The organism is Allobosea sp. NPDC055332 (assembly GCF_053645455.1).
In genome coordinates this window covers 825,727-849,578 of the sequence record NZ_JBSHMO010000003.1, presented here as the reverse complement: position 1 = coordinate 849,578, position 23,852 = coordinate 825,727, and the positions used below count along the sequence as shown (strand labels likewise).

Below are 23,852 nucleotides of genomic sequence, written 5' to 3'. Positions count from 1 at the left end.
TCGTCGTTACCGCGCAGACAACGCGGTAGCCTCAGCGGCACACTCGGAGGCCGAGAGCGGCCGCTTCGCCTTCGCGGCCTTCACTTCCGCTTTCGCGACCTTGAGGTCGGCGAGGAAAATCGGGTCGGTCTGCAGCCGCGCGACAGTCGCCGCGCCCATGATCCGGCCGGCATCGACGTCGCTCTGCCAATGCGCGTTGCAGATCACGCGGCTCTGCCCGAATTCGATGCCACGCTTGAGCAGTGCATCCGCACGCTCGGGATTGATCTGCGCGAAGATGAGGGCCCAGCCCCAGCCTGCCGCCGTGTGGCCGGAGGGGTAGGAGCCATCGCTCCGCAGAATCGCCTCCTGATCCGCCCGGCAGGTCGCTTCGTTGTGGACCACGAAGGGGCGAACCCGGTTGTACTTGTTCTTCACACCATAGGTGGAGAGACCGAAATCCGAGAGCATCTTCTGCGTCATCGCATAGAGGCGCGGCGTCCGCTTGCCGTCGATCCTGACGCCCATCGCGCAGGAGAAGTTGTCGGCCGCTTGCGGAAAGGTGAGATCGGCGTCGGTATAGGCGAGCTTCGAGCGCGCGGTGTCTCGCAAGGGAAGCGTCGCCTTGCGCGCTTCCTCGTCCCGGGCCAGCGCAGCAGAACCCGTCTCCGGCGGCGGGCCGAGCAGGGCCAGGCTGTCCGGCAGGTCGGACCGCTTCAGATAGCCCGGCGCGATCTTGAAATGCGGGTCGGTGACCTTGGGCTGCGCTTCGGCCGTCTGCGCCAGGGCCTGTCCGCAGAGCGCGAGCAGCGCCAGCGCGGAAACGCCTGCGGTTCGAAGCGCATTCGCAGTCATCGCCATTCCCATTTCTTTCAACATTGCCGAACTCATGAAGGCTCCCGTCAGAACCGGTACGTTGCTGCGACGGCGGGCCCGTGCTGGGTCACGTCGTACGAGAAACCACCATCGCGATAATCGACATGAAGCGCCCGGTAGCCGGCTTTCAAAGTCAGGCGCTCGCTCCAGGCGTAGTTGACGCTGCCGAGGCCCTGCCAGGTCAGGCGCGAGCCGGCGCCGAAACCGCCGACATCTCCTGCGAGTGTCAGGCTCCAAGGACCGCCGAGCGTCACACCAAGGCGGGCGCCGACGATCGGGTCGGCCCACATCTCGGAATCGCGGTGATCGATGCGAAGATTGGCGAGGCCTGGCAGGACCTCGAGCTTGTTGTTCAGGTTCCAGAACCGGAGGCCACCGCCGACATCGAGCGAAACGGTCGGGTCCTCATAGACGCGATAGAAGGCGGAGCCCTGCACGGTCGTGCTCTGCGAGCGTACCTTGAGCGCCGAAAAGAGCGGCCCGGGCAGATTGCCGCCGGTCGTCACCTGCGAGAACTGCCCGTCGACCAGGACGCTCCAGCGGTCGACGCGCATCTCGGCAGATGCCATCAGCGCGCCGTTGAGCTCCTTCAGCACGTCGCGGAAGCGCAGCTTGATATCCGCCGCCGGCAGCGGCGGCAGCGTCGCGCTCTTGCCGTCGATGGCGGTCGCCCAGACATAGCTGGTCACCGAAAAGCTCGGTCCGGAGGCGAGGGCGGGTGCCGGCGGCGCGGGGCGCTGCCGGAAATCAGATGCCCAGGCCGGCCCGCACAGGCAAGCTGCCATCGAGCCGATGGCGAGGTAGCGCGCCGTTGCGCCTGACATTGCTGCTCGTCCCCTGCCTTGCCCGGCCTATCGGCACCTGCGCGAGCGCTCCGGCTCGTTGCAGCATGCGATCGCGGCCCGACCGGCCGGCGAATGGCGTTGCGAGCATTTCGTGCATGGGCAGCCCGCCCGTCTTGCCATTTCGCGCCAATCGCGACCGGCTATTCTTCGGGCACGCCGGTCGCGAATCCCCCGAGATTCGGCCTTCTGAACAAGCGTCAACGCGGTGATCACGGCGAGGTCCGATGGCTGATATCCCCTTGACGCGCGGGCAGTTCCTGCTGCCCTTCGTCAGCATCCTCGACGATATCGGCGCCCCGACGGAGACGCTCCTGGAGCGGTCCCGACTGCCATCGTCCCTGGCCGAGAAGAGCGAGCTTTATTTGCCGCTCCTGCCGGCGCTGCGCTTCGTCGAGACCGCCCAGAGAACCCAGGGCATCGAGGATTTCGGCTTTCTCGCCGCCCAGCGCCTGCATTTCTCCCATATGCGGGAGGAGACACGGGCCCTGATCGCGCATTCACCGACACTGCTTGTCGCGCTCCGGCACGCCTGCCACGAGGCGTCACGGGAAGACACCATTCTGAGCATGTGGATCGAACATGACGCAGATCATGTTCGGGTCTGCAGCAGGCTCGCCGGGACAGGGCTCCTGCATCTGAAATACGCGCAATGGATCCAGAATATCTTCTCGGTCTACATCATCCGGCAATTTGCAGGGCCCGGCTGGATGCCCACGGCGATCGCCTTTGAATCGTCTTATGCGCCAAGCCCGGCGACGCGATCCTTCTGGCCGAATGTGCGGTTCCTGTCGGGCCAGCATGCCGCCTGGATCAGCCTGCCGATCGCGCTGCTCAGCCTTCCCAACCGTTCGAGCGTCTCGTTTGCGCCGACACGCAACCAGGAGGACGGCCCTTCCGCCTACGACATCGTCGACCTGCTCAAGCTGATGCTGCCGGCTTACCTCGACGAGGGAACGACGGCGCTGGCCGACGTCGCCGAGATCGCGGGCGTCAGCACGCGGACGCTCCAACGCAAGCTCGCCCATATCGGCCTGTCCTATTCGGACCTGCTCGACAGCGTCAGGTACGAGCATGCGAGCCGGCTTCTGCGCGACACCGATTGCCGGATCATCGATGTCGCCTTTTCCTCGGGCTATACGGACCCGGCGCATTTCAGCCGCGCCTTCCGCCGGATGACGGGTGTCACGCCGCGCCGGTTTCGCGAGCAGTCACGCCCTGACTATCGTGGAAGGTCGTGAGCGTCGTCAGCTCGATGGAGTGATCGCATAGGCCTGAAAGACGGCGCCATAGAAGCAGCCGGAAGCGACGAGCACGAAGGCGTGCCAGATGGCGTTCTGGAATGGAAGGGTCTGCCAGACGTGAAAGACCACGCCCAGCGTGTACAGAAGACCGCCCGTCACGATCAGCCACAAGGCGATGCTCGGAAGCTGCGCGATGCTCTCCCAGGCAAAGACGCCGCTCCAGCCGATCAGAAGATAAAGCGCGATCGAAAGCCGATCATATCGGCCGGGCAAGGCGACCTTGAGCAGGACGCCGACGGCCGATGCGATCCAGACGACGGCGAGAAGGACATGCGCCATGACGCTCTCGCCCATTCTCGCCAGGAAAGGCGTGTATGTTCCCGCGATCAGGACGTAGATCGCCGAATGGTCGAAGCGCCGGATCAGCCACTTCCTCGGGGAAACCGGCCACATATTGTAGACGGCGGAGATGACGAGGACGGCCATCAGCGCCGAGCTGTAGATCACGACCGGAATCAGGCCAGATATCGGGGCTGCTGCGACGACGCGCGCGATCAGATACGCGACCGCGCCGACCCCCAGCACAATTCCGAGCACATGGATCAGGCCATCCGCCCAAAGCTCGGCGCGATTGAAGTGGAAGCGCCCTTGTGTCGGTTGGTGCAATTGATGCCCTTTCACGCTCGCGCCATGTCGCCTGTAATCGTCACGGAATGGCGTCGATAGCAAAGCGCATCTGCGATGATGTGACGATAGCAAAAGAAGAAGCCTGGCAGCGACCGTATTGAGTGCTCCCTGCGGATCATGGCTGCCAATCTGGCTGGCGCGCCGTGCTGTCGATGACGGACAATGGCGAAGCGCGGCTTCCCATCGCCCGCCGGCATGTTCTAACTGTGACATGCCGCACGAGCCCGCCACGCAGACCACGGCCGAGACCGCCGAAGCCGACCTTGCCGCCGCGGGCCTGAAGCCTGATGACGGGCGCTATTCGGCTTTTGCGCCGCTGCGCCAGCCGATCTTCCGTGCGGTCTGGATCGCAAGCCTTGCCTCGAACTTCGGCGGCCTCGTCCAGATGGTCGGCGCTGCCTGGCTGATGACCTCGCTCTCCGATTCGTCGGACATGGTCGCACTCGTCCAGGCCTCGACCGCGCTGCCGGTGATGCTGTTCTCGCTTGCCGCCGGTGCGATTGCGGACAACTACGACCGCCGCCGCATCCTGCTGACGGCACAGGGCTTCATGCTCGCTGTTTCCACCATGCTGGCGGTCTTCGCCTGGTATGGGCTGCTCTCGCCCTGGCTGCTCCTGACCTTCACCTTCCTGCTCGGTTGCGGCAACGCGCTCAACAACCCGGCCTGGCAATCCTCGGTCGGCGACATGGTGCCGCGACCCGAGGTGCCGGCGGCAGTGACGTTGAACAGCGTCGCCTTCAACATCGCTCGCAGCGTCGGCCCGGCGATCGGCGGCGCCATCGTCGCCGCCTTCGGTGCGGTCGCGGCCTTCGTCGTCAATGCCTTCAGCTATATCGGCCTGCTCGTCGTGCTGGCCCGCTGGCGGCCGCCACGCGTCGAGCGCGTGCTGCCGCGCGAGACGTTCTTGATCGCGATGAGCGCCGGTCTCCGCTATGTCGCGATGTCGCCCAATATCCGCGCCGTCATCCTGCGCGCCTTCCTCTTCGGCTTCGGCGGTGTCGTCGGTCTCGCCTTGATGCCGCTGGTCGCGCGCGATCTCGTGCGCGGCGGCCCGCTGACATACGGTATCCTGCTGGGAGCCTTCGGCGCCGGCGCGGTCGCCGGGGCCTTCGTCAGCGCCCGGCTGCGCCGTCGTTTCAGCACCGAGACCCTCGTGCGCCTGACCTTCCTGGCCTATGCGGCCGCGGCCCTGGTGGTGGGACTGAGCCCGACCATGTGGCTCACCATGCCGGCGTTGGCCGTCGGCGGCGCCTGCTGGGTGCTGGCGCTCTCGACCTTCAATTCGACGGTGCAGCTGTCGGCGCCGCGCTGGGTGGTGGGGCGCGCGCTTGCGCTCTACCAGATGGCAGCTTTCGGCGGCATGGCTGCGGGCAGCTGGGCCTGGGGCTGGGTCACCCTCCATTCCGGCCCGGCCGGTGGCCTCATCGCGGCGGCAGTCGCGCTCGTCTTCGGCGCGGCCGCCGGGCTGCGGTATCGGCTACCCCCGCTCGAGGCGCTCAATCTCGATCCGCTCAGCCGCTGGCGAAAGCCTGACATCGCGGTCGATATCGAGCCGCGCAGCGGCCCGGTCTTCGTCACCATCGAATGGCGGATCCGGCAGGAGGACGTGGTCGAGTTCCTGAAGGCGATGGAGGAGCGCCGGCGCATCCGCCGCCGCGACGGTGCCCGCCACTGGTCGCTGCTGCGCGACCTGACCGATGCCGAGCTCTGGATCGAGCGCTATGACAGCCCGACCTGGGTCGAATATGTCCGCCAGGCCCAGCGCGCCACCCAGGCTGACGCCGAAATCGGCGACCGGGTCAGGGGCCTGCATATCGGGCCCGAGCCGCCGGTCGTGCATCGCATGGTCGAGCGTCAGACTGGCGCGCTGCCGCGCGAGGTGCTGCGCGCGACCCGGCAGGCGCAGGCGTCGCCCTGAGCAGCGGCGGCGAATCTGCCCAACCGCCGCGCGAAGGAGAACCCTTATGTGGCTGGTGTGCGCTCGGCGTGGACAGGTGCGGGACGTTTTGGAGCCGAGCCTGTCCCGAAGCGTCGCGACGATGTGAGCTCGCTAGGCGCGGCTGTCCGTCGCGGCAATCACGGCCTCGACATCTGTCACGACGCAGACGTTCTGCAGTGCGTAGTTGACTGAAGCAGTGTGCCATTCGGCGTTCATCGTCGAGCAGGCGTCCTCCGGCACCAGCATGAAATAGCCCTTGTCGGCGCCGGTGCGGGCGGTGTGCTCGATCGACATGTTGGTCCAGGCGCCGGTGACGATGACGATGTCGCGGCCGAGCGCCTTGAGCACCGTCTCCAGCCGCGTGCCCTCCCAGGCGCTCATGCGCTGCTTCTCGACGACATGGTCACCGCCCTGTGCCTCGAGACCCGGCACCGGAGCTGCGCCCCATGTGCCGCGCACCAGCGCCTTGGCGTCGGCGAGTCCTTCGAACAAAGGCGCATTCATGGTGACGCCGGGCGCGCCGGCTTCGACGATGAACCAGACATGGATCACCGGGATGCCGCGCGCCCGCGCCGCCTGCGCCAGGCGTGCGCCATTGGCGATCGCGTTCTGCTGGCGGCAATGCTCGGGCGAGCCCGAGCTGGCGAAGGCACCGCCCTCCATGACGACGTCGTTCTGCATGTCCTGGATGATCAGGGCGCAGCGCGACGGATCGAGTCGGTAGCCGGCGGCGGCCTTCTTGGCGCCGTTGGCGGAGATTGAGGCTGCAGGGCCAGCATCAGCCACCGGCCTCTCCGTCGTCGTGCTGCGGCCCGAGTGCGCGGCGGCAGCCGCCTTCATATAGGGCTCGATGCGCGGGCCGACCTTGGTCTCGACTGCATAGAGCGAATGGCTCGCGGTGAGGAAGAGCGTGCGCCAGTCCGGCCCACTCCAGGTCAAATTGCCGACCAGTTCGGGCACGCGCAGCTTGCCGATCAGCTCGCCCTTGATCGAATAGACCCAGACGCCGCCGGGGCCGGTGACCCAGATATTGCCCTGGGCGTCGCATTTCATCCCGTCGGGAACGCCTGGCTCGCTGCCGACTATGCCCGAGGCGAAGATGCGGCCGGAGCCGAGCCGGCCATCCGGCTTCACGTCGAAGACGCGGATGTTGTGCTGGACCGTGTCGTTGACGAAGAGCCGGTCCTCGCTCGGGCAGAAGCAGAGCCCGTTCGGCTGGTCGAAGAGATAGCGGTCGACGAGGAGCTGCGGCGCGCCACCCTCCGGGGGAATGCGATAGACGCCCTGAAAGCCGAGCTGGCGCGGGCGCTCGACGCCGAAGACCGGCATGCGGCCATACCAGGGGTCGGAGAAATAGATCGCCCCATCCGATTTTACGACGACGTCGTTGGGGCTGTTGAGCTCCATGCCCTCGAAATGCGACGCGATGACCTCGCGCTGCCCGTCCGGCCGCTCGCGCACCAGCGAGGAGGTCGCATGCTCGCAGACGATCAGGTCGAGCGCGGCATCATAGGTCATGCCGTTGCATTTGTTCGCCGGCCGCCTGACCTCGCGCACGCCATTCCCATCCCAGCGGCGCCGGACATCGCCCGGCATGTCCGAGAACAGCAGATGCTGCTCGGCGGGATGCCAGATCGGTCCCTCGCAGAACTCGAAGCCTGTGCCGAGCTGGCGCACTGGCGCCCAGAGGTCGATCAGGTCGGCGAAGCCGGGCTGGACGGCGACATGCGTGGTCATCGGCGACCCCCGTCAGGCCGCGAACCAGTTGCGCGCCGGCAGCGACTGCACGACCGGGCCCGGCACGGCCATGTCCATGCGGCCGACGACCTGGCCATGGGCGATCTTGGCCGGCTTGTCATGCACCGGCAGCAGGAACGCTCCGGCCGAGAGCAGCTTCTTGATCGCTGCCTTCTCCTCGCGCTTGGAGACACCATGATTGCCCGTGGTGCGCGGCTCGTTGGCATGCAGTTCGTGGAAAGGCGAGACGATCTGGTCGTTGAAGTCGTAGATCACGTCGCCGCAGATGATGGCTCGGCCCTCATTGGTGTCGACATGGACGTTCATCGAGCCTTCGGTATGGGCGCCGGCGGCTTCAAGATAGCAGCCGGGGAAGAGCTCGATCATCCCCGATAGTTCGAGGTCCTCGAAGCGCAGCGCGTCGCGCGTGTGCAGCCGGTCGATCAGGTGCTTGATGTCGGGCGCAGGGTATTGCGGGTGCATCAGCCCGGAGACGGAGTATTCGAGTTCACGCCGGTTGACAAGCACCGTGGTGTTCATCGGGAAAAGCTCGTCCTTGCCGGCATGGTCGATATGGAGATGGGTGTGCATGACATAGCGCACATCGCCCATCCGCACGCCGTGTTTGGCGAGCTGGTTCTCGATCATGTTCTCGTGGAACTGGAGGCCGCGCATGCCGAGGCTCTCCATGATCTGGTTATGGCGGTAGCCGGTGTCGACCACCACCGGCCAGGGACCGCCGAGGATCAGGAAGCCATAGGTCGGCACGCGGCGGGTGCGGCCGCAATCGCGGCCGAGCACGAGGAAGCTCGATTCCAGCTCGATATCGCCATAGTCGAGAATCTTGATTTCGAGGGCCATGAACGTCCTCCCCTGATTATTGGCCGAGGCGGTAGACCCGCCTCGCAGTCTCGTTGAACACGGCTTCCTGCGCCGCCTGCGGCACCGCGGCGCGATGCGCGGCGATCAGCTCGGCGTAGCTCGTCCAGAGCTTCTCGATCGGGAAATTGGAGCCGAACAGGCAGCGCTCGGGGCCGAACAGGGCAAGCGTCTCGCCGATGATGAAGGCGATCTGCTCCGGGTCGTTGCGGCGCTGGAAGGTGCCGAGGCCGGAGAGCTTGCTGACGATGTTGGGCTGGGCCGCCAGCAGCATCATGCCCTCGCGCCAGGCGGCGATGCCCTCAGGCGACAGATCTTCCAGCATGCCGGCGTGCTGGAGGACGAAGGTCACCTGCGGACAGGCGGCGGCGAGCTCGGCCGCGCCCGCCATCTGGCCGGCGAAGACCTGGAGGTCGAAGCTGAAGCCGTACTCGGCCAGCCGCCCGACATTGGTGATCAGCCTGGGATCGCGGGCGAGGTCAGGCCCGCTGGCGAAGCGGTAGAGCGTGTTCTCGTGCCAGTGCAATTGCATGCGCACGCCGCGCACACGGGCGTTGCGCGCGAGCTGGTCGAGCTGCGGGCGGACATCCGCGGCCAGCATGTCGGCATAGGCGACGATGGCGATCGGGAAGCCTGATTCCTCCGAGGCCTGCGAGACGTAAGCGACCTCGTCGAGGTAACGGTCGGTTGCCCAGTTGGCCTGGACATAGACGGCTTCAGTCACCCCCACAGGTCGGCAATCGCCGAGATATTCGGCGACCGGATAGTCGCGCCGGATCGGCTCATAGGGCCCGAAGATGCGCGGCTGCATCGGCCCGAGCAGCCAGGGCAGATCGGCCTGCCGCCAGATGTGGAAATGGGAATCGACGAGACCGGTCATGCGGCTAGCGAGCCTCCGAGTGACAGGATGTGCCGGCAGATCTGCGCGGTGCTGCCGCCGTCCGAGAGGCTGGCGAGGCGTCGCGCGATCAGCCGGAGCGCTTCGGTTTCGGGCCGGTAGCCGGGATCGGCGGCGAGCGGGGTCAGCCAATCGATGCGATGGGCGCGCTGCGCCAGCCTGGCGACTGCCGTGACCAGCGCCGATGGATCGCCGCGTTCGAGACCGTCCGACAGCACCACGACGACGGCGCCGCGAGCATAGGACGCGAAACGGGGCACGGCGAGGAAGGCCTGCAGCGCGTCGCCGATGCGGGTGCCGCCGTCCCAGTCGGCGACGAGCCCGGAGGCTTCGGCCAGTGCCTGCTCGCGCCGCTTGCGACGGAGAGCCCGCGTCACGCGGGTCAGCCGCGTGCCGAAGGTGAAGACCTCGACCTGTCGGGTGGCGTGGACGATCGTATGCGCCAGCGCGAGATTGGCGTCGCTGCGCTGCTTCATCGAGCCGGAGACGTCGATCAGCAGCAGAATCGGCCGTGGCCGCGTCACGCGCTTGAGCCGCTTCAGGCTCATCACCTCGCCGTCATGGCGGATCGCATCCTTGAGGCTGCGGGCTAGGTCGACCATCGGCCCACGGCGCGCAGAGCGATGGCGATAGCCGCGGCGGCGGGGCAGGGCGGCCGGCAGCGCCCGGCCGAAACGGCGCAAGGTCTCGCTGTCGTCGAGCGTCTTGAGCTGGCGGATCGACAGGGCTTCCGCGCCGGTCGCCGCCTGGCCGGTCTCATTGACCTCCTCGCCGATCAGCACCTCGCGCGAACCGGTGTCCTCCTGAACCGAGATGTCCTCGTCCGGCGCGAAGTCATCGTCGCCGGGCTCGGCGAGCGCGCCGCCAAGGAAGTGCATGTCGAACAGCGCATCGAAGAGCGCTCGCTGTTCCGGATGGGGCGCGAGCGTCGCGGTCGCGGCCTTGTGGATATCCGCGATACCGCGCGGGCCGAGCAGTTCGATCGCCATCAGAAAGCTGGTGGTCTGCTCAGGCGCGGCCGCGATGCCGTGCTCGCGCAGCAGCGTAGGAAAGGCGACGAAGAGCCGGGTGGCCGGGGGAAGCGGCGCGATCATGCCGCCAGCCCCGGAATGAAGAGCGGCAGGCGCGGCCGCAGATGGGCGAGGTCTTCCTCGTCCTTGATCGCGGCGCCGAGCGAGCGGCGGAAGGCCTCCGGCCAGGGAGCGCCGCTCTGCGCCAGCGCCGTCGCTGCCTCGGCCCAGTCGACGGCTTCGGCGACACCCGGCGGCTTGGCGAGCGGCTCCTGCCGCAACAGCCCGACTGCGTGGACGACGGCGCGGGCCGTGCTCTCGGCGACGGCGGAGGAGCGCAGCATGATGATCTGCGCCTCCCTTTCGGGCTCTGGGTACGCGATGTAGTGGTAGACGCAGCGGCGGCGCAGCGCCTCGTGCAGCTCGCGGGTCCGGTTCGAGGTCAGGATCACCACCGGCCGCTCGGGCGCACGCAGCGTGCCGCGCTCGGGGATCGAGATCGAGAAATCCGAGAGGAATTCGAGCAGGAAGGCCTCGAACTCATGGTCCGAGCGGTCGATCTCGTCGATCAACAGCACGACCTGGTCCGGCCGCCGCAGCGCCGTCAGCATAGGCCGTTCGATCAGGAAATCGTCGCGGTAGATGTCGAGCTGCTCGCCTTCCTTGGCCTGACGGATGGCGAGCATCTGGCGCGGATAGTTCCATTCGTAGAGCGCGGCCGCCGCGTCGATGCCCTCGAAACATTGCAGGCGAATGAGCTGGCGCCCGAGGATGCCGGCGAGGGCCTTGGCGGCTTCCGTCTTGCCGACGCCGGGCGCGCCTTCGAGCAGCAGCGGCTTGCCGAGCGCGAGCGAGAGGTAGCCGGCCGTCGCGATGCCGTCATCGGCGAGATACATCGCCGCCTGCAGGGCCTCGGCGAGGTCCTCTGGGCTGGAGATGCCGGCGACGGTCGTCCTCAGCGCCATCGGGTCACCGCCAGTTCACCGGGCCACCGCGCCGGGGACCGGGCTTGACGCCGCCATTGGCCTTGAGGCCGCGCAGGATCTTCTCGGGCGTGATCGGGAGTTCGTCGACCCTGACTCCAACGGCGTTGTAGACGGCGTTTGCGATCGCCGGCAGCACCGGATTGGCACACATCTCGCCCGGGCCCTTGCCGCCGAACGGGCCGTCCGGCGCCGGCCGCTCCAAGACGGTGACGTGGTAGGGCGCGATGTCACCCGGTCCCGGCATCAGGTATTCATTGAAGTCGCGCGGGCCGTGCTCGGGGCTGGGATAATAGGGCTCCGGCGTCTCGTAGAGCGCGTGGCTGATGCCCATCCAGGCGCCGCCGACCAGCTGCTGCTCGACCATGCGCGGATTGATGACGCGGCCGAGCTCATAGGCGCTGGTCATGCGGAGCACCTCGACCTCGCCGGTCTCGTCGTCGACCGAGACGTCCGCGACCAGGCAGGCATGGGCGAAGGCGGTGTTCGGGTTCATTTCGCCGGTTTCGGCATCGACGGCCGAGAGCGGAATCAGGAAGATGCCGCGGCCGGCGATGGTCTTGCCCTGCTTGAACTGCGCCGCCTGCGCCGTCGCCTTGACCGTGATGCTGTGCGAGGGCGCGCCGCGGACATGGATATTGCCGCGCCCGTCGGTGACGAGATCGGCGGCATTGACCTCGAGCTCCTCAGCCGCTGCTTCGAGCAGCACGCCGCGCGCCTCGCGGGCGGCGACGATGATGGCGTTGCCCATGCGATGCGTGCCACGCGAGGCGAAGGAGCCCATGTCGTGCGGGCCGGTGTCGCTGTCGGCGGTGTCGACATAGACGTCCTCGACGGGAACGCCGAGCGTCTCGGCCGCGATCTGGCGCGAGACCTGCTTCATGCCCTGGCCGAGATCGATCGCCGAGAGCGCGACGGTGAACTTGCCGTCCGGGTTGGAATGGATCAGCGCCTGGCTCGGATCGCCGCCCAGGTTCATGCCGATCGGATAATTGACCGAGGCCATGCCGCGACCTTCGTGACGAGCCATCTCAGCGCCTCCTCGTGCCGAAGACCGACGAGAACCGCACCGCGCCATGTTGCGGCTGCGCCGGCGCGACCGGCGGCGGTGGGGCAGGGGGAGCGGGAGGTGGCGAATACGAACTGGCCGGCTGATAGGGCGGCGGCGTGGGCTGGTAGATCGGAGGTGGCGGTGGAGCCACGGGCCGCTGCGGCTCGTAGCGCGGCACCTGCGTCGGCGCGGCGCGGCCGTCGCGGGCGCCTTCCATCACCGGCTGTTTGCTCGGCGCGATCCGGCTCGTGCCCGCCGGCAACACCTGTGTCACCGGCCCATTGCGCGTATCGGGCCGGCCGATCTGGCCGCGGGCGTCGAGCTGGGTCGCCGGGATCTGCGCGCGCTCACCGGCGCCACCGCCGATCAGCGAGGACGCCCGCTTCCCCTGCTCCGATAGCGGCCAGTTCGCCTTCTCGGCCGCGACCTGCACGCATTCGACGAGCGCCGTGTTCTTGGCGGCGCGCCGATGCGGCTTCATGTCGCCATCGCGATAGGCGTTGAGGATGCGCAGCTCCATCGGGTCCATGCTCGCGGCTTCGGCGAGGCGATCCATCTGGACCTCGAGCGCGAAATCGACCGCGGTGACGCCGAAGCCGCGCATCGCGGTCGAGGGGCAGCGATTGGTGTAGGAGACGTAGATGTCGGAGGTGACGTTCGGGATCCAGTACGGTCCCGGTACATGCGCCGTGCACTTGATCGCGGCATAGCTCGACAGGCGCGTATAGGCGCCGGCGTCGAAATAGCTGCGGATATGACGGGCGACGATGCGCCCGTCGCGCATCAGCCCGTCCTTGATGTAGATGCGCTCGGCGCCGCGCGGCGAGCCGTAGAGCATCTCTTCCTCGCGATCGAGCACGAAGCGCACCGGCCGGCCGGTCAGCATCGCCCCGAGCACGGCGAGCGGCTCGGTCAGCGAGTCGACCTTGCCGCCGAAGCCGCCGCCGACAGTGCCGCCGATGAAATGCAGCTGGTTCGACTCGACATCGACGATCTTGGCGGTGGTGCCCAGCGCGAAGAACAGGCCCTGGGCGCAGGAATGCACGACATAGCGACCGTTCTGCTCGGGCGCCGCGATCGAGCCGTTGGTCTCGGTCGGCGCATGCTCGATCGGCGACATCTGGTAGCGATGTTCCATCACGATGTCGGCGCTGGCGAAGCCGCGCTCGACATCGCCGAAACGCAGCTTCTGATGGTCGAAGCGCTCGTGATATTCGAAGTAGTTGCCGGGATAGGTCTCGTTGACCACCGGTGCGCCGGGTTTCAGCGTCTCCTCGACGTCGAACACCGCCGGCAGCGGATCGTAGTCGATCCGGACCAGCTTGCGGGCCGCGAGCGCCTGCGCCTCGCTGTCGGCGAGGATCGCGACGACCGGCTCACCCTTGTAGGATACCTTGCTCACCGCCAGCGAGGGCTCGTCGTCCTTGCCGAAATTGATCAGGCTGAGCAGCGTGTTCTTGTTCACGGGCACGTCGGCGCCGCGCAGCACGCGCTTGACGCCCGGAGCGCGCTCGGCCGCCGAGATGTCGATCGCGCGGATGCGGGCATGGTGATGCGGGCTGCGCACGACCTTGAGATGCAGCATGCCGTCGAAAGCATGGTCGTCGAAGAAGCGGGTGCGCGCCGTGACATGGCCAGGCATGTCCTGGCGCTGCACGCCCTTGCCGATGACGTTGAGATTGTCGTCGCGTTCGTCGGCGAAGAGGTCCTTGCGCATCTCCATCGTTGGCATGGCGACCTCCCTCAAGCCCGGCGCGCGCCGGGCGCGCCCGCTGCGGCGAGAATGGCGGCGATGATCGGCTCGTAGCCGGTGCAGCGGCAGATATTGCCGCTGATCGCCTCGACGACCTCGTCGCGGCTCGGCTGCGGGTTCTTCGCCAGCAGCGCCCGCGCCGCGGTCAACATGCCGGGCGTGCAGAAGCCGCACTGGGCGGCGAAATGGTCCATGAAGGCGTCCTGCAGCGGGTGCAGGTTCGGCCCATCGGCCATGCCGGACGTCGTCTCGATCTGGCGGCCTTCGCAGGACACCGCGAGCGTCAGGCAGGCGAGCTGCGGCTCGCCGTCGACCAGCACGGTGCAGACGCCGCAGGTGCCCTGGCCGCAACCATATTTCGGGCCGAAATCGCCGAGCCCGCGCCGCAGCGTGTCGAGCAGATTGCTCGCCGGGTCGACGAAGGTGGCGCGGTCGCTGCCATTGAGGCGGAACTGGACCGGAAGCTTGGCCATCGACGCCTCCTCAGCGGGGTTCGCCGGCGAGCAGCCGGCCGAGATGGACGGGGAGGATCTCGCGCCGATACCACTCGCTGGCGATCGCGTCGGTCGCCGGCCGGCAGCCTTCAAGCGCCGCCTGCTTGGCCGCCTGGATCGCCGCCTGGTCGAGCGGCTTGCCGTCGAGCGCGCGCTCGACGCCGCGGGCGCGGATCGGGGTCGGCGCCATCGCGCCATAGGCCACCCGCGCCTGTGTGACACGGCCGCCCGAAAGCGGCAGATGCGCTGCGATCGAGAGCACCGAGATGCCCTTCGGCTTGACCCGGCTGATCTTGCGGAAGTGGAATTCGGCCGGGTTCTGTGGGCGCGCGAACTGGATCGCCGTCACCAGGCCCTGGCCACCGCGCTCGCGTGCGCTCAGGAAATCCTCCAGCGATACCGCCCGGCCCGAGCCATAGCCCGATTGCAGCACGACCTGCGCATCGAGCGCCAGCAGCGCCACGGTGAAATCGCCATAGGGCGTCCCGGCAAAAAGATTGCCGCCGATCGTCGCCATCGTCCGGACCGCCGGCCCGCCGATACCGCGCGCCGGTGCATGGAGATAAGCGAGGTCGCGATTGGCCAGCACCATCGCCATGGTCACGCCGGCGCCGAGCTCGACACGGGCGCCGCCAGTGCTCATCTGGCGCAGGGCCGGATCGGTGACGCGCACCAGGGTGCCCTCGGTCAGGCGGCCTTCATTGACCTCGCGCATCACCAATGTACCGCCGCCGATCAGCAGTGCCTGGCGGTCGCCGGAGAGGATGCCGGCGGCTTCCGACAGGCTCGCGCAGGTTCTCAGATCGAGCATGTCAGGCCTCCTCGCCGACGATCGCGGGCAGGCGCCGCACCGCCTCGATGCCGTTGGTGTAGACCTCGTCGCCGACGAGCCGGGCGAGCTCGGCTTCCCGTCCGGGCGGCGTGGTGAAGCGGCTCTCCCAGTGCCAGAAGCTGCGATTGCCGTCGGTCACCGGCAGCAGCCGGACATGGGCGACGTAGTTGAACAGCGGGATCGGCGTATCGAGCAGGCAGTAGCTGAAGGTCATCTCCAGGTCGGAGAGCGTCAGCAGCTGCTCGCGGAGTTCGCTGCCGTCGCGCAGCAGGAAGCGCCTGATGCAGCCGACTCGGTCTGGTGGGTAGGCACGCTCGATCTCGCTCCTCGCCACGATAGGGTGCCACTTGTCGTGCCCGTTGAAGTCGCGCAGGACCGACCAGAGCCGGTCCACCGGCGCATCGATGATCGTGCTGCGGACCACATGGGGCATGGCTATCCCCCGAAGGCGCGCTTGAGGGCGTCGAAGCCGCCCTGGAAGACATTGGTGCCGATGCCGGCGACGAGCTCGGCCTCCTTGTCCGGCGCGCAGTCGAAATCCGCCGACCACTCGATGAAGGTGCGCTCCTGATCGGTGATCGGCGTCAGCCTGAGCGTCGCGACGTAGTTCGTCAGCGGCATCGGCGAATCGAGGATCGAATAGGTGCAGAACATGTCGTAGTCGGAGAGGCCGAGCAGCTGCTCGCGCAGACGGTCGCCGCTGCGCAGCGAGAAGGCGCGGATGCAGCCGACCTTGTCCGCCGGCTCGCCATTCTCGATCCGGCTCTCGGCGATGCGGGGATGCCAGTTCGGCAGGCCGTTGAAGTCGCGCACCCTGGCCCAGACCTTGGCGGCCGGGGCGGCGATGACGCTGGAGACGTAGACACGGGCCATGCTCTCGTCCTCACGCCTTCTCGGCCGGGCCGGATTCGCCACCGGTTCCGCCGGTTCCGCCCTTCGGCTTGGCCGGTTGGGCTTCCTTGGCGACGCGCTGCATGTCGGAGGCTTCGCGCATCAGCCCGCCCATCTTGGCGAGGTTGCCGCCCTCGATGCCGATCTCCTTCAGCACCTGGTCGATCATCGGCGCCTGGACGCGGTAGCGTAGCGCCGACTCGATGACCTCGTCGGTGGGTGAGCGCGCCGCGCCGCCGGCGCCGCTCGCTCCCGCCCCGCCTGCGAGTCCGTCGACATGCAGGATGCGGATGCCCTCGATCTTCTCCATCGGCTTGACGCTCTCGCGCACGATGCCCTCGATCTTGTCGAGCAGGCGGCGACGGAACAGACCGTAGCGGGCACCGTCAGAGAGCACGTTCTCGGCCTCGTAGAGCAGCTTCTGCGCCTCGGCCTCGACGGCGCGGCGCACCTTCTCGGCCTCGGCTGCGATGCGGGACTCTTCGGCCGCCTTCTCGGCGAGCAGGATCTCGACGGTCTTGCGCCGCTGCGCGCTCTCGCTCTCGCGGACGGTCTTGACCTTCTCTTCGGCCTCGACCGCCTTGGCACGGGCGATCTCGGCACTGGCCTGCGCTGCCGATTCCTCCAGTGACTTGGCGTAGAGCGCGATCGCCTTGTCCATGGCTGCCGTCTCGACCTCGCGCTCGCGCCCGATCTCGAGCTTGCGCAATTCGCGCTGGCGGCCGATGCGAGCCTCGTCGAGGCCACGATCGGAGGAGATGCGGGCCCGCTCGATCTCCTCGTTCGAGACGATCTGCGCCTCCTGCAGGGCCTGGTTGCGGGCGATTTCCAGTTGCTCCAGCGCGCGGCGACGCTCGATTCGCACCGCTTCCAGCGCCTGCTCGCGGGCGATGTCGACGGTCTCGACCTGCTGGCGCGCGGTGATCTCGGCCTGGCGCAGTGCCTTGTCGGCGTCGGTGCGCTCGACCTTCTTGGCGGCGAGCACGATGGCGCGCTCTTCTTCCGCCACTTCGACCGCCTTTTTCTGAGCGATCTGAAGCATTTCTCGGGTCTTGCTGGAGTCGATCCGCTCCTTCTCCAGCCCGAGTTCGGTGGCGATGCGCTGGCGCTCGACCGCGTCGCGGCGCTTCAATTCGGCGGCGTCGAGATCGGCATTGCGCCTGATCTCGAGCTCCTTCGTCGCGAGATCCGCGGCGATGCGTTCGGCCGCGACGACCTTCTCCTGACCGATGCGGGCGGCCTCCGTCGCCTCCCGGGCAGAGATATCTGCTGCTTCGACGGCCTTGGTGCGGCCGATCTCAAGCAGGCTCTTGCGCTGGTCGAGTGCGATCCGGTCTGCCGTGATCGCATCCTCCTGGGCAATGCGCGCCTTCTCGACCGCCTCGCGTGCGCCGATCTCGGCCTCGTCCAGGGCTCTGTTGCGGGTTATCTGGAGGGCGCGCACGCGCTCTTCCTGGCCGATGCGGGCCGTTTCGACCGCCTCGCGCGCCGCGATGTCTTCCTGGTCGAGCGTGCGGGTGCGCTCGATCTCGCGGTTGCGGACCTCCTGCTCGCGGGTGATGCGCTCGGCATTCACCGCGGTCTCCTGCAGGATGCGGGCCTTCTCGGTCGCTTCACGCGCCTCGATCTCGGCTGCTTCCAGCACCCTGGTACGCTCGATCTCCTTCTGCCGGATCTCACGCTCGGAGGCGATGCGGGCGGCGTTGATCGCCTGATCGTTGGCGATGCGGGCCTTCTCGACATGCTCGCGCGCGGCGATCTCGGCCTCCTCGACAGCTTGCGTCCGGGCGATCTCCTGCTGGCGGATGTCGCGCTCCGAGGCGATGCGCGCCTCGCTGATCGCGCGCTCGTTGGCGATGCGCGACTTCTCGATCTCCTCGCGCGAGGTGATCTGCGCCTGCTCGGCCTCGGTGTCGCGGACGGCGCGCTCGCGGGCGACCTCGGCGCGCTGCATGGCGCGCTTGATCTCGATCTCGCGCTGCTGCTCCAGCCGCGCCGCTTCGCTCTCGCGCTCGATGTCGAGCGCCTGACGCTCGGCTTCGAGATTGCGGGTGCGGATGCGGATCATCGAGTCCTGCTCGATGTCGTTGCGCAGCTTCCGCTTGTCCTCGATCTCCTCGATGATCCGCGTCAAGCCGGTGGCGTCGAAGCGGTTGGACGGGTTGAAATATTGCAGGTCGGTCTGGTCGAGATCGGTGAGCGCGACCGATTCCAGCACCAAGCCGTTCTGGTCGAGCGCCTCGGCGGCGGCGTCCTTGACGCGCTGGACGTAGGTGCCGCGCTGCTCGTGCATCTCCTCCATCGTCATCTCGGAGGCGACGGTCCTGAGTGCCGAGATGAACTTGCCCGAGAGAAGGGCATGGAGCTGGTCGGGCTGCAGGGTGCGCCGGCCGAGCGTGGCGGCAGCGATGGAGACCGACTGCCGCTCCGGTTTCACCCGGACATAGAACTCGGCGTCGATGTCGACGCGCATCCGGTCGCGGGTGATCAGCGCGTCGTTGTTCGCCCGCGTCACCGCGAGCTGCAGCACGTTCATGTTGACCGGCGTGACGTCGTGGATGATCGGCAGCACGAAGGCGCCGCCATTGATCACCACTTTTTCGCCGAACAGGCCGGTGCGGACGAAGGAGACCTCCTTCGAGGAGCGGCGATAGAGCCAGTTCACCAGATAGACGACGATGGCGATGACGATCACCGCCACGATCAGCCAGAGGATCAGCGATCCGATCAGCTGTCCCGTCATGTCAGCATCCTCCCGCCCGTGCCCGGGTCATTTCGTCTTGCCGGCTTTGCGCGCCGGCTTTCCCGTCGCCGCCGAGCGGCTGATCTGCTTGAAGGCGCGCGTCTGGTCGCGGATCGCGACCTCGACCGGCAGGCGCTCCATCGAGGACGCGCCGTAGAACCCGTGGCAGTTGACCGTGTTCTGCATGATGAAGTCGGCATCGGCGGGCTCGGCGACCGGCCCGCCATGGACGAGGATGATCGCGTCCTTCTTCACGGCGAGCGCAGCCTTGGCCCAGCTCTCGACCAGCGCCGGGCAGTCCTCCAGCTTCAGCGCCGTCTCGGCGCCGATCGAGCCGCCGGTGGTCAGGCCGAGGTGGCAGACGATGATGTCTGCGCCGGCCTTGGCCATGGCCCGGGCGTCGTCCTCGCAGAAGACATAAGGCGTGGTCAGCAGGCCCTTGGCGTTAGCGAGGGCGATCATCTCGACCTCGAGGCCAAAGCCCATGCCGGTCTCTTCGAGATTGGCGCGGAAGGTGCCGTCGATCAGCCCGACCGTCGGGAAGTTCTGCACGCCTGAGAAGCCGATGCGCTGGATCTCGTCGAGGAAGACGTCCATGCGCCGGAACGGGTCGGTCCCGCAGACGCCGGCGATCACCGGCGTCGTCTTCACAACCGGCAGCACCTCGGCCGCCATCTCCATGACGATCGCATTGGCGTCGCCATAGGGCATCAGCCCGGAGAGCGAGCCGCGGCCGGCCATGCGGTAGCGGCCGGAATTGTAGATCACGATCAGGTCGATCCCGCCGGCCTCTTCGCATTTGGCCGAGAGGCCGGTGCCGGCGCCGCCGCCGATGATCGGCTCGCCCTTGGCGATCATAGCCCGGAAGCGCTTCAGCAGGGTCTTCTTGTCGAAAGCTGTCATGACCTGCCTCCGCCGGCCCGTTCGCGACGACGGCCGGCATGCAGCGTGCGGAACTGCTGCACCAAAGCGGCGGCGAAAGCGGGGTCGTTGATGTGGAGCGGCAGGCGGATCAGCTGCCGGTTCGGGCCAGTGCGCACCGTCTGCTCCAGCGCCCGGAACAGGGCTGCATCGGCGGCCGGATCGTGGAAGGCCTGGCCAGGCGCATCGAGCGCCGAGACGCCGAGCTCGGGGATCAGGAAGCGGACCGGGCCTTCCATCTGGTTCAACCGCTCGCCGATCCAGTGGCCCATCCGGGCATTCTCTTCCGCCGTGGTCCGCATCAGCGTAATCTGCGGGTTGTGCGGATAGAGCAGGCGGCCGCGATAGCGCTCCGGCACGGTCTCGGGCGCGAAGAAGTTGACCATGTCGAGCGCGCCGACCGAGCCGACATAGGGGATGCGGGTGCGGATGATCGCGCCGAAGCGATCCTCGGTCGCCGGCAGGAGGCCGCCCATCAGCAGGTCGCAGATCTCGGTGGTCGTGACGTCGATCACCGCGCCGACGAGGCCGGACTCGACCAGCTTCTCCATGGCTCGTCCGCCGGTGCCGGTGGCGTGGAAGACGAGCGGCTCCCACTCGTCGGCAAGGAGCCTTGAGACCTGCTGCACGCAGGGCGTGGTGACACCGAACATGGTGAGCCCGACCAGCGGCTTTTCGGGCTCGCGGCGGCGGGAGGGTTCAGGCTTCAGCTCGGCGAGGCGGGCCTTGGCCATGGCGGCGATGGCATGCGCGCCATTGCCGAGCACCAGCCGCGAGACGCGGTTGAGGCCCTGCACATCGGTGACGGCGTGCAGCATCGCGATATCGGTCGCCCCGACATAGGCGCGGACATCGCCGGAGGCCATGGTCGAGATCATCAGCTTGGGCAGGCCGACCGGCAGCGCCTGCATCGCCGGTGTCACCATCGCGGTCGCGCCCGAGCCGCCGGCCGAGATGATGCCGAGCAGGCCCTGCTGGCGCGGCAGCCAGGCCTTGAAGGCCTCGGTCATCGCCGCGACCGCCGTGCCGCGATCGCCCGAGGCGATGCCGGCCGAACCTTTCGGCGAGGCAAGGGCGATCTCCTGCGGAGTGACGTCGCCACCGGCGCTGCGGCCCGAGGTCGAGAGGTCGACGAGCCGGGTGCGCAGGCCTTCGGCTCGGATCAGGTCGCGGATGAAGCGCAGCTCTTGGCCCTTGGTGTCGAGCGTGCCGGCGATGACGACATAGGGTTCGCTGCTTGCCGCTGCAGCCAGCGGCCGGATCGCGCCAACCGGCTGGCCATCGCGCGTCGCCAAAGTCGGGCGCGAGATGGTGCGGGCTTGCGCCTCGATCCGAGCCGCTGGAACTGGTTGCGACCAACGATTGGGGATGACGGGGTTGGAGACGTAGATGCGTGTCGGCCCGGCCAGTGCTGGTGCGGCAGGCCGGGAGGTACCGGCTGCCGGGGGCGTCTCCGACGCCGCATCGGTTTCGTCATGGCCGTGCCGGCCGACGCCGAGCAGGCGCTGCTGCAGGTCGCGGTCGCCGGCCAGCGTCGCCGAGGCGATGATCCGGTTGATCCGGCCATTGACCATGATCGCGACCGGATCGGACATCTGGGTGGCGACGCCGATGTTCTGCTCGATCACCAGGATCGCGACATCGCCCTGCTCGGCGAGGCGAACCAGCATGTCCTCGACATGGGCGACGATGACCGGCGCCAGCCCCTCGGTCGGCTCGTCCATGATCAGCAGGCGCGGATTGAGCAGCAGCGCCCGGCTGATCGCCAGCATCTGCTGCTCGCCGCCGGAAAGCTGGCCGCCGCCATTGTTGCGACGCTCGGCCAGGCGCGGAAACACCTCGTAGATGCGCTCGGGCGTCCAGGCGCCGCGCTTGCCGCGCTGCATCAGCCGCAAATGCTCATCGACCGTCAGCGAGCGCCAGAGCCGGCGTCCCTGCGGCACATAGCCGATACCGAGCCGCGCCACTTCGGCCGGCGAGCGGCCGGCGATCTCCTCGCCGAAGAAGCGGATCGAGCCTGAGGCGATCGGGACCAGCCCCATGATCGCCTTGCACATGGTGGTCTTGCCCATGCCGTTGCGACCGACGACGGAGAGGACGCCGTGCTGCAGGGTGAGATCGACGCCCTGGACGGCGTGCGAGCGGCCATAGAAGACGTTGAGGCCGGCGATCTGCAGGATCGGTACGCCGGCGGCGGGCGGGGCTTTCAGGCGCTCAGCCATGGCCACCCCCGAGATAGAGCTCCTGCACCTCGGGGTCGGATTCGATCTCGTCCGGCCGCCCCTCTTTGAAGATGCGGCCGTTGTGCATCATGGTCACGCTCTCGACGACGCGCAGCGCCACGTCCATGTCGTGCTCGATGATGATGTAGCCGATATGGGCCGGCAGCGAGGTCAGGATCTGGACGAGGTCGGCCCGCTCGGTCGGCGAGAGCCCCGCCGCCGGCTCGTCGAACAGGATGAAGCGCGGCGCGCCCGAGAGCGCCAGCGCGATCTCGAGCTGGCGCTGCTGGCCATAGGCGAGCTCCCCGACCAGCCGGTCCTTCACCGCCGTGAGATGGACAGCGTCGACCAAACTCTCCGCCGCATGCTGGAGCGTGTCGTCGCGGCGCGGCCGTCGCAGCGAGAAGCGGTTCCGCGAGACGCCGCGGCAGGCGAGGTAGACATTGTCGATCACCGTCAGGCCGGCGAAGAGCGAGGAGATCTGATAGGTGCGCCTGAGGCCGCGGCGGATGCGCTCATGCGGCGGGAAGGCGGTCACATCCTCGCCGAAGAAGCGGATGACGCCGGAGCTCGGCGCAAAATCGCCGGTGACGCAGTTGAACAGCGTGGTCTTGCCGGCCCCGTTCGAGCCGAGCACGGCCCGGCGCTCGCCGGGACGGACCGAGAGCGTGACGTCGGACAAGGCAGCCAGCGCCCCGAACAGGCGCGACACGCCGCGCAATTCGAGCGCATTGGCCGAGCCGGCGCTGCTCAATCGTTCCAGGCTCGGCACGGCGCTCATGGCGCGCCTCCACCGGTCCGCATCTGCGCGTCCTGCGCCTCGCGATTCCTGCGATAGCGCTCGCGCAGGCGCTGCCAGATGCCGATCAGCCCGTCCGGCGAGAACAGCACGATGACGAGGAAGCCGAAGCCGATCAGCAACTGATAGCGCTTGCCTTCGAACCCGACCCAGTCGAGCAGGTCGAGTGCGAAGGTGCGCAGCAGGACATAGACCAGCGCGCCGATGAAGGGTCCGATCGGGCGGCTGAGACCACCGACCACCGCGATGATCAGCATGTCGACCACCGGGCCGACGCCGCCCGTCCCAGGTGAGACCTGGCGCTGGTACCAGACCAGCAACACCCCGGCGAAGGCGGCGATCACCGCAGCGAAGGCGTAAGCGGCGATGCGATGGGCGGCGACATCGAAGCCGAGCGCCGCCATGCGCCTGGGATTGTCGCGCGTGCCCTGCAGAGCGAGGCCGAAGGGCGCCCGCGAGACATAGACGACGACGGCGTAGGCGAGGGCGGCACAGCCGAGCGTCAGGTAATAGAACGGTACGGTGCCGCCCCAGTCGATACCGAGGAAGACCGGCGGCATGACGCCGTTGAAGCCGCTGAAACCGTTGAAGATCGTGTAGTTCTGCAGCGTCAGGTAATAGAAGGCCGAGCCGATCGCGAGGGTGATCATGATCGTGTAGATGCCCTCGGTCCTGACCGAGAGGGCGCCGCCCAGCGTGCCGAACAGGGTGGCGAGCAGGATCGCGACCGGCACTGCCGTCCACCACGGCCATTTCAGGCTGATCTGGGTGATGGCGCTCTCGCCGAAGATGGCGACGAGATAGGCGGCGAAGGCCGCGACGGTCATCTGGATCAGGCTGACGATGCCGCCATAGCCGGCGAGGAACATCAGGCTGAGCGCGATCATGCCGAGGATCATCGCGTAGGCGAGGATCTGAACGAGCCAGAACGGGCTGGCGATCAGCGGCATCACCAGGAGCAGAGCGGCGACGATCCAGAACGCCGTGCCCTGCCGGCCGATCACCTCGGCGAGCCCCTCGCGGGGGCGCGGTGTGGCGATCGCGAGGCGGGGTTCGGCGAGCGCCATCG

The 23,852-nt window shown here is 67.8% G+C and carries 21 protein-coding genes; 2 read left to right on the top strand and 19 right to left on the bottom strand.

What is annotated here, in order from left to right; genetic code table 11:
• Positions 1-6: 6 nt before the first annotated feature.
• Positions 7-840, bottom strand: a complete 834-nt coding sequence (locus ACWIGM_RS20295; RefSeq protein ID WP_454027751.1) for an acid phosphatase — start codon at positions 838-840, stop codon at positions 7-9.
• Between the two features lie 41 nt (positions 841-881).
• Positions 882-1,679 carry a hypothetical protein gene (locus ACWIGM_RS20290; RefSeq protein ID WP_454027750.1) on the bottom strand — a complete coding sequence of 266 codons (798 nt, stop codon included), beginning with the start codon at positions 1,677-1,679 and terminating at the stop codon, positions 882-884.
• A gap of 245 nt (positions 1,680-1,924) precedes the next feature.
• Between ACWIGM_RS20290 and ACWIGM_RS20285 the strand changes: the two genes are divergently transcribed.
• Complete coding sequence (locus ACWIGM_RS20285; RefSeq protein WP_454027749.1) at positions 1,925-2,938, top strand: helix-turn-helix transcriptional regulator; 1,014 nt, start codon at positions 1,925-1,927, stop codon at positions 2,936-2,938.
• A 6-nt stretch (positions 2,939-2,944) separates the two neighbouring features.
• Here the strand turns inward: ACWIGM_RS20285 and trhA are convergent, their stop codons facing one another.
• On the bottom strand, positions 2,945-3,868 hold the full coding sequence (gene trhA, locus ACWIGM_RS20280) for a PAQR family membrane homeostasis protein TrhA (protein ID WP_454027748.1): 924 nt from the start codon (positions 3,866-3,868) through the stop codon (positions 2,945-2,947).
• Here trhA and ACWIGM_RS20275 point away from each other — a divergent pair.
• The gene (locus tag ACWIGM_RS20275; protein WP_454027747.1) at positions 3,840-5,549 is read left to right on the top strand and encodes an MFS transporter; all 1,710 of its coding nucleotides are present in this window, start codon (positions 3,840-3,842) and stop codon (positions 5,547-5,549) included. The two genes, trhA and ACWIGM_RS20275, sit on opposite strands and share 29 nt — an antisense overlap.
• A gap of 132 nt (positions 5,550-5,681) precedes the next feature.
• Here ACWIGM_RS20275 and ACWIGM_RS20270 read toward each other — a convergent pair whose 3' ends face one another.
• Genes ACWIGM_RS20270 through ACWIGM_RS20195 form a run of 16 tightly spaced genes read right to left on the bottom strand, consistent with a single transcriptional unit; the run spans position 5,682 to position 23,850 of the window.
• Entirely contained in the window at positions 5,682-7,307 is a 1,626-nt protein-coding gene (locus tag ACWIGM_RS20270; protein ID WP_454027746.1) for an isochorismatase family protein, read from the bottom strand.
• A 12-nt stretch (positions 7,308-7,319) separates the two neighbouring features.
• A complete protein-coding gene (locus ACWIGM_RS20265; RefSeq protein WP_454027745.1) occupies positions 7,320-8,168 on the bottom strand; it encodes an N-acyl homoserine lactonase family protein in 849 nt (282 codons plus the stop codon).
• A gap of 16 nt (positions 8,169-8,184) precedes the next feature.
• Positions 8,185-9,066: an amidohydrolase family protein gene (locus tag ACWIGM_RS20260; protein ID WP_454027744.1), complete on the bottom strand. Its 882-nt coding sequence runs from the start codon at positions 9,064-9,066 to the stop codon at positions 8,185-8,187.
• Positions 9,063-10,178, bottom strand: a complete 1,116-nt coding sequence (locus ACWIGM_RS20255; RefSeq protein WP_454027743.1) for a vWA domain-containing protein — start codon at positions 10,176-10,178, stop codon at positions 9,063-9,065. The genes ACWIGM_RS20260 and ACWIGM_RS20255 overlap by 4 nt, the downstream gene beginning before the upstream one ends.
• Positions 10,175-11,059, bottom strand: a complete 885-nt coding sequence (locus ACWIGM_RS20250) for an AAA family ATPase (RefSeq protein ID WP_100959610.1) — start codon at positions 11,057-11,059, stop codon at positions 10,175-10,177. The genes ACWIGM_RS20255 and ACWIGM_RS20250 overlap by 4 nt, the downstream gene beginning before the upstream one ends.
• A 4-nt stretch (positions 11,060-11,063) precedes the next feature.
• On the bottom strand, positions 11,064-12,107 hold the full coding sequence (locus tag ACWIGM_RS20245) for a xanthine dehydrogenase family protein molybdopterin-binding subunit (RefSeq protein WP_454027742.1): 1,044 nt from the start codon (positions 12,105-12,107) through the stop codon (positions 11,064-11,066).
• A gap of 1 nt (position 12,108) precedes the next feature.
• Positions 12,109-13,860 (bottom strand): xanthine dehydrogenase family protein molybdopterin-binding subunit, encoded by a 1,752-nt coding sequence (locus ACWIGM_RS20240; RefSeq protein ID WP_454027741.1) that lies wholly within the window; start codon positions 13,858-13,860, stop codon positions 12,109-12,111.
• 11 nt (positions 13,861-13,871) lie between these two features.
• Positions 13,872-14,354: a (2Fe-2S)-binding protein gene (locus ACWIGM_RS20235; RefSeq protein WP_454027740.1), complete on the bottom strand. Its 483-nt coding sequence runs from the start codon at positions 14,352-14,354 to the stop codon at positions 13,872-13,874.
• A gap of 10 nt (positions 14,355-14,364) precedes the next feature.
• On the bottom strand, positions 14,365-15,186 hold the full coding sequence (locus ACWIGM_RS20230) for an FAD binding domain-containing protein (RefSeq protein WP_454027739.1): 822 nt from the start codon (positions 15,184-15,186) through the stop codon (positions 14,365-14,367).
• 1 nt (position 15,187) lies between these two features.
• The gene (locus ACWIGM_RS20225) at positions 15,188-15,640 is read right to left on the bottom strand and encodes an SRPBCC family protein (RefSeq protein ID WP_346359387.1); all 453 of its coding nucleotides are present in this window, start codon (positions 15,638-15,640) and stop codon (positions 15,188-15,190) included.
• A gap of 2 nt (positions 15,641-15,642) precedes the next feature.
• A complete protein-coding gene (locus tag ACWIGM_RS20220) occupies positions 15,643-16,080 on the bottom strand; it encodes an SRPBCC family protein (protein ID WP_091838493.1) in 438 nt (145 codons plus the stop codon).
• 10 nt (positions 16,081-16,090) lie between these two features.
• Positions 16,091-18,841 (bottom strand): flotillin family protein, encoded by a 2,751-nt coding sequence (locus tag ACWIGM_RS20215; protein WP_454027738.1) that lies wholly within the window; start codon positions 18,839-18,841, stop codon positions 16,091-16,093.
• A gap of 27 nt (positions 18,842-18,868) precedes the next feature.
• On the bottom strand, positions 18,869-19,744 hold the full coding sequence (locus tag ACWIGM_RS20210; RefSeq protein ID WP_454027737.1) for a phosphoenolpyruvate hydrolase family protein: 876 nt from the start codon (positions 19,742-19,744) through the stop codon (positions 18,869-18,871).
• Entirely contained in the window at positions 19,741-21,984 is a 2,244-nt protein-coding gene (locus ACWIGM_RS20205) for an ABC transporter permease (RefSeq protein WP_454027736.1), read from the bottom strand. Before ACWIGM_RS20205 ends, ACWIGM_RS20210 begins: the two co-directional genes overlap by 4 nt.
• Entirely contained in the window at positions 21,977-22,765 is a 789-nt protein-coding gene (locus ACWIGM_RS20200) for an ABC transporter ATP-binding protein (RefSeq protein WP_454027735.1), read from the bottom strand. The genes ACWIGM_RS20205 and ACWIGM_RS20200 overlap by 8 nt, the downstream gene beginning before the upstream one ends.
• Entirely contained in the window at positions 22,762-23,850 is a 1,089-nt protein-coding gene (locus tag ACWIGM_RS20195) for a branched-chain amino acid ABC transporter permease (RefSeq protein ID WP_454027734.1), read from the bottom strand. The genes ACWIGM_RS20200 and ACWIGM_RS20195 overlap by 4 nt, the downstream gene beginning before the upstream one ends.
• Between the last annotated feature and the right edge of the window lie 2 nt (positions 23,851-23,852).

Bases quoted from the DNA above. Each gene is read 5' to 3' on its own strand.
- ACWIGM_RS20295 (WP_454027751.1), bottom strand. From the start codon at position 840: ATGGCGATGACTGCGAATGCGCTTCGAACCGCAGGCGTTTCCGCGCTG.
- ACWIGM_RS20290 (WP_454027750.1), bottom strand. From the start codon at position 1,679: ATGTCAGGCGCAACGGCGCGCTACCTCGCCATCGGCTCGATGGCAGCT.
- ACWIGM_RS20285 (WP_454027749.1), top strand. From the start codon at position 1,925: ATGGCTGATATCCCCTTGACGCGCGGGCAGTTCCTGCTGCCCTTCGTC.
- ACWIGM_RS20275 (WP_454027747.1), top strand. From the start codon at position 3,840: ATGCCGCACGAGCCCGCCACGCAGACCACGGCCGAGACCGCCGAAGCC.
- ACWIGM_RS20270 (WP_454027746.1), bottom strand. From the start codon at position 7,307: ATGACCACGCATGTCGCCGTCCAGCCCGGCTTCGCCGACCTGATCGAC.
- ACWIGM_RS20265 (WP_454027745.1), bottom strand. From the start codon at position 8,168: ATGGCCCTCGAAATCAAGATTCTCGACTATGGCGATATCGAGCTGGAA.
- ACWIGM_RS20260 (WP_454027744.1), bottom strand. From the start codon at position 9,066: ATGACCGGTCTCGTCGATTCCCATTTCCACATCTGGCGGCAGGCCGAT.
- ACWIGM_RS20255 (WP_454027743.1), bottom strand. From the start codon at position 10,178: ATGATCGCGCCGCTTCCCCCGGCCACCCGGCTCTTCGTCGCCTTTCCT.
- ACWIGM_RS20250 (WP_100959610.1), bottom strand. From the start codon at position 11,059: ATGGCGCTGAGGACGACCGTCGCCGGCATCTCCAGCCCAGAGGACCTC.
- ACWIGM_RS20245 (WP_454027742.1), bottom strand. From the start codon at position 12,107: ATGGCTCGTCACGAAGGTCGCGGCATGGCCTCGGTCAATTATCCGATC.
- ACWIGM_RS20240 (WP_454027741.1), bottom strand. From the start codon at position 13,860: ATGCCAACGATGGAGATGCGCAAGGACCTCTTCGCCGACGAACGCGAC.
- ACWIGM_RS20235 (WP_454027740.1), bottom strand. From the start codon at position 14,354: ATGGCCAAGCTTCCGGTCCAGTTCCGCCTCAATGGCAGCGACCGCGCC.
- ACWIGM_RS20230 (WP_454027739.1), bottom strand. From the start codon at position 15,186: ATGCTCGATCTGAGAACCTGCGCGAGCCTGTCGGAAGCCGCCGGCATC.
- ACWIGM_RS20225 (WP_346359387.1), bottom strand. From the start codon at position 15,640: ATGCCCCATGTGGTCCGCAGCACGATCATCGATGCGCCGGTGGACCGG.
- ACWIGM_RS20220 (WP_091838493.1), bottom strand. From the start codon at position 16,080: ATGGCCCGTGTCTACGTCTCCAGCGTCATCGCCGCCCCGGCCGCCAAG.
- ACWIGM_RS20215 (WP_454027738.1), bottom strand. From the start codon at position 18,841: ATGACGGGACAGCTGATCGGATCGCTGATCCTCTGGCTGATCGTGGCG.
- ACWIGM_RS20210 (WP_454027737.1), bottom strand. From the start codon at position 19,744: ATGACAGCTTTCGACAAGAAGACCCTGCTGAAGCGCTTCCGGGCTATG.
- ACWIGM_RS20205 (WP_454027736.1), bottom strand. From the start codon at position 21,984: ATGGCTGAGCGCCTGAAAGCCCCGCCCGCCGCCGGCGTACCGATCCTG.
- ACWIGM_RS20200 (WP_454027735.1), bottom strand. From the start codon at position 22,765: ATGAGCGCCGTGCCGAGCCTGGAACGATTGAGCAGCGCCGGCTCGGCC.
- ACWIGM_RS20195 (WP_454027734.1), bottom strand. From the start codon at position 23,850: ATGGCGCTCGCCGAACCCCGCCTCGCGATCGCCACACCGCGCCCCCGC.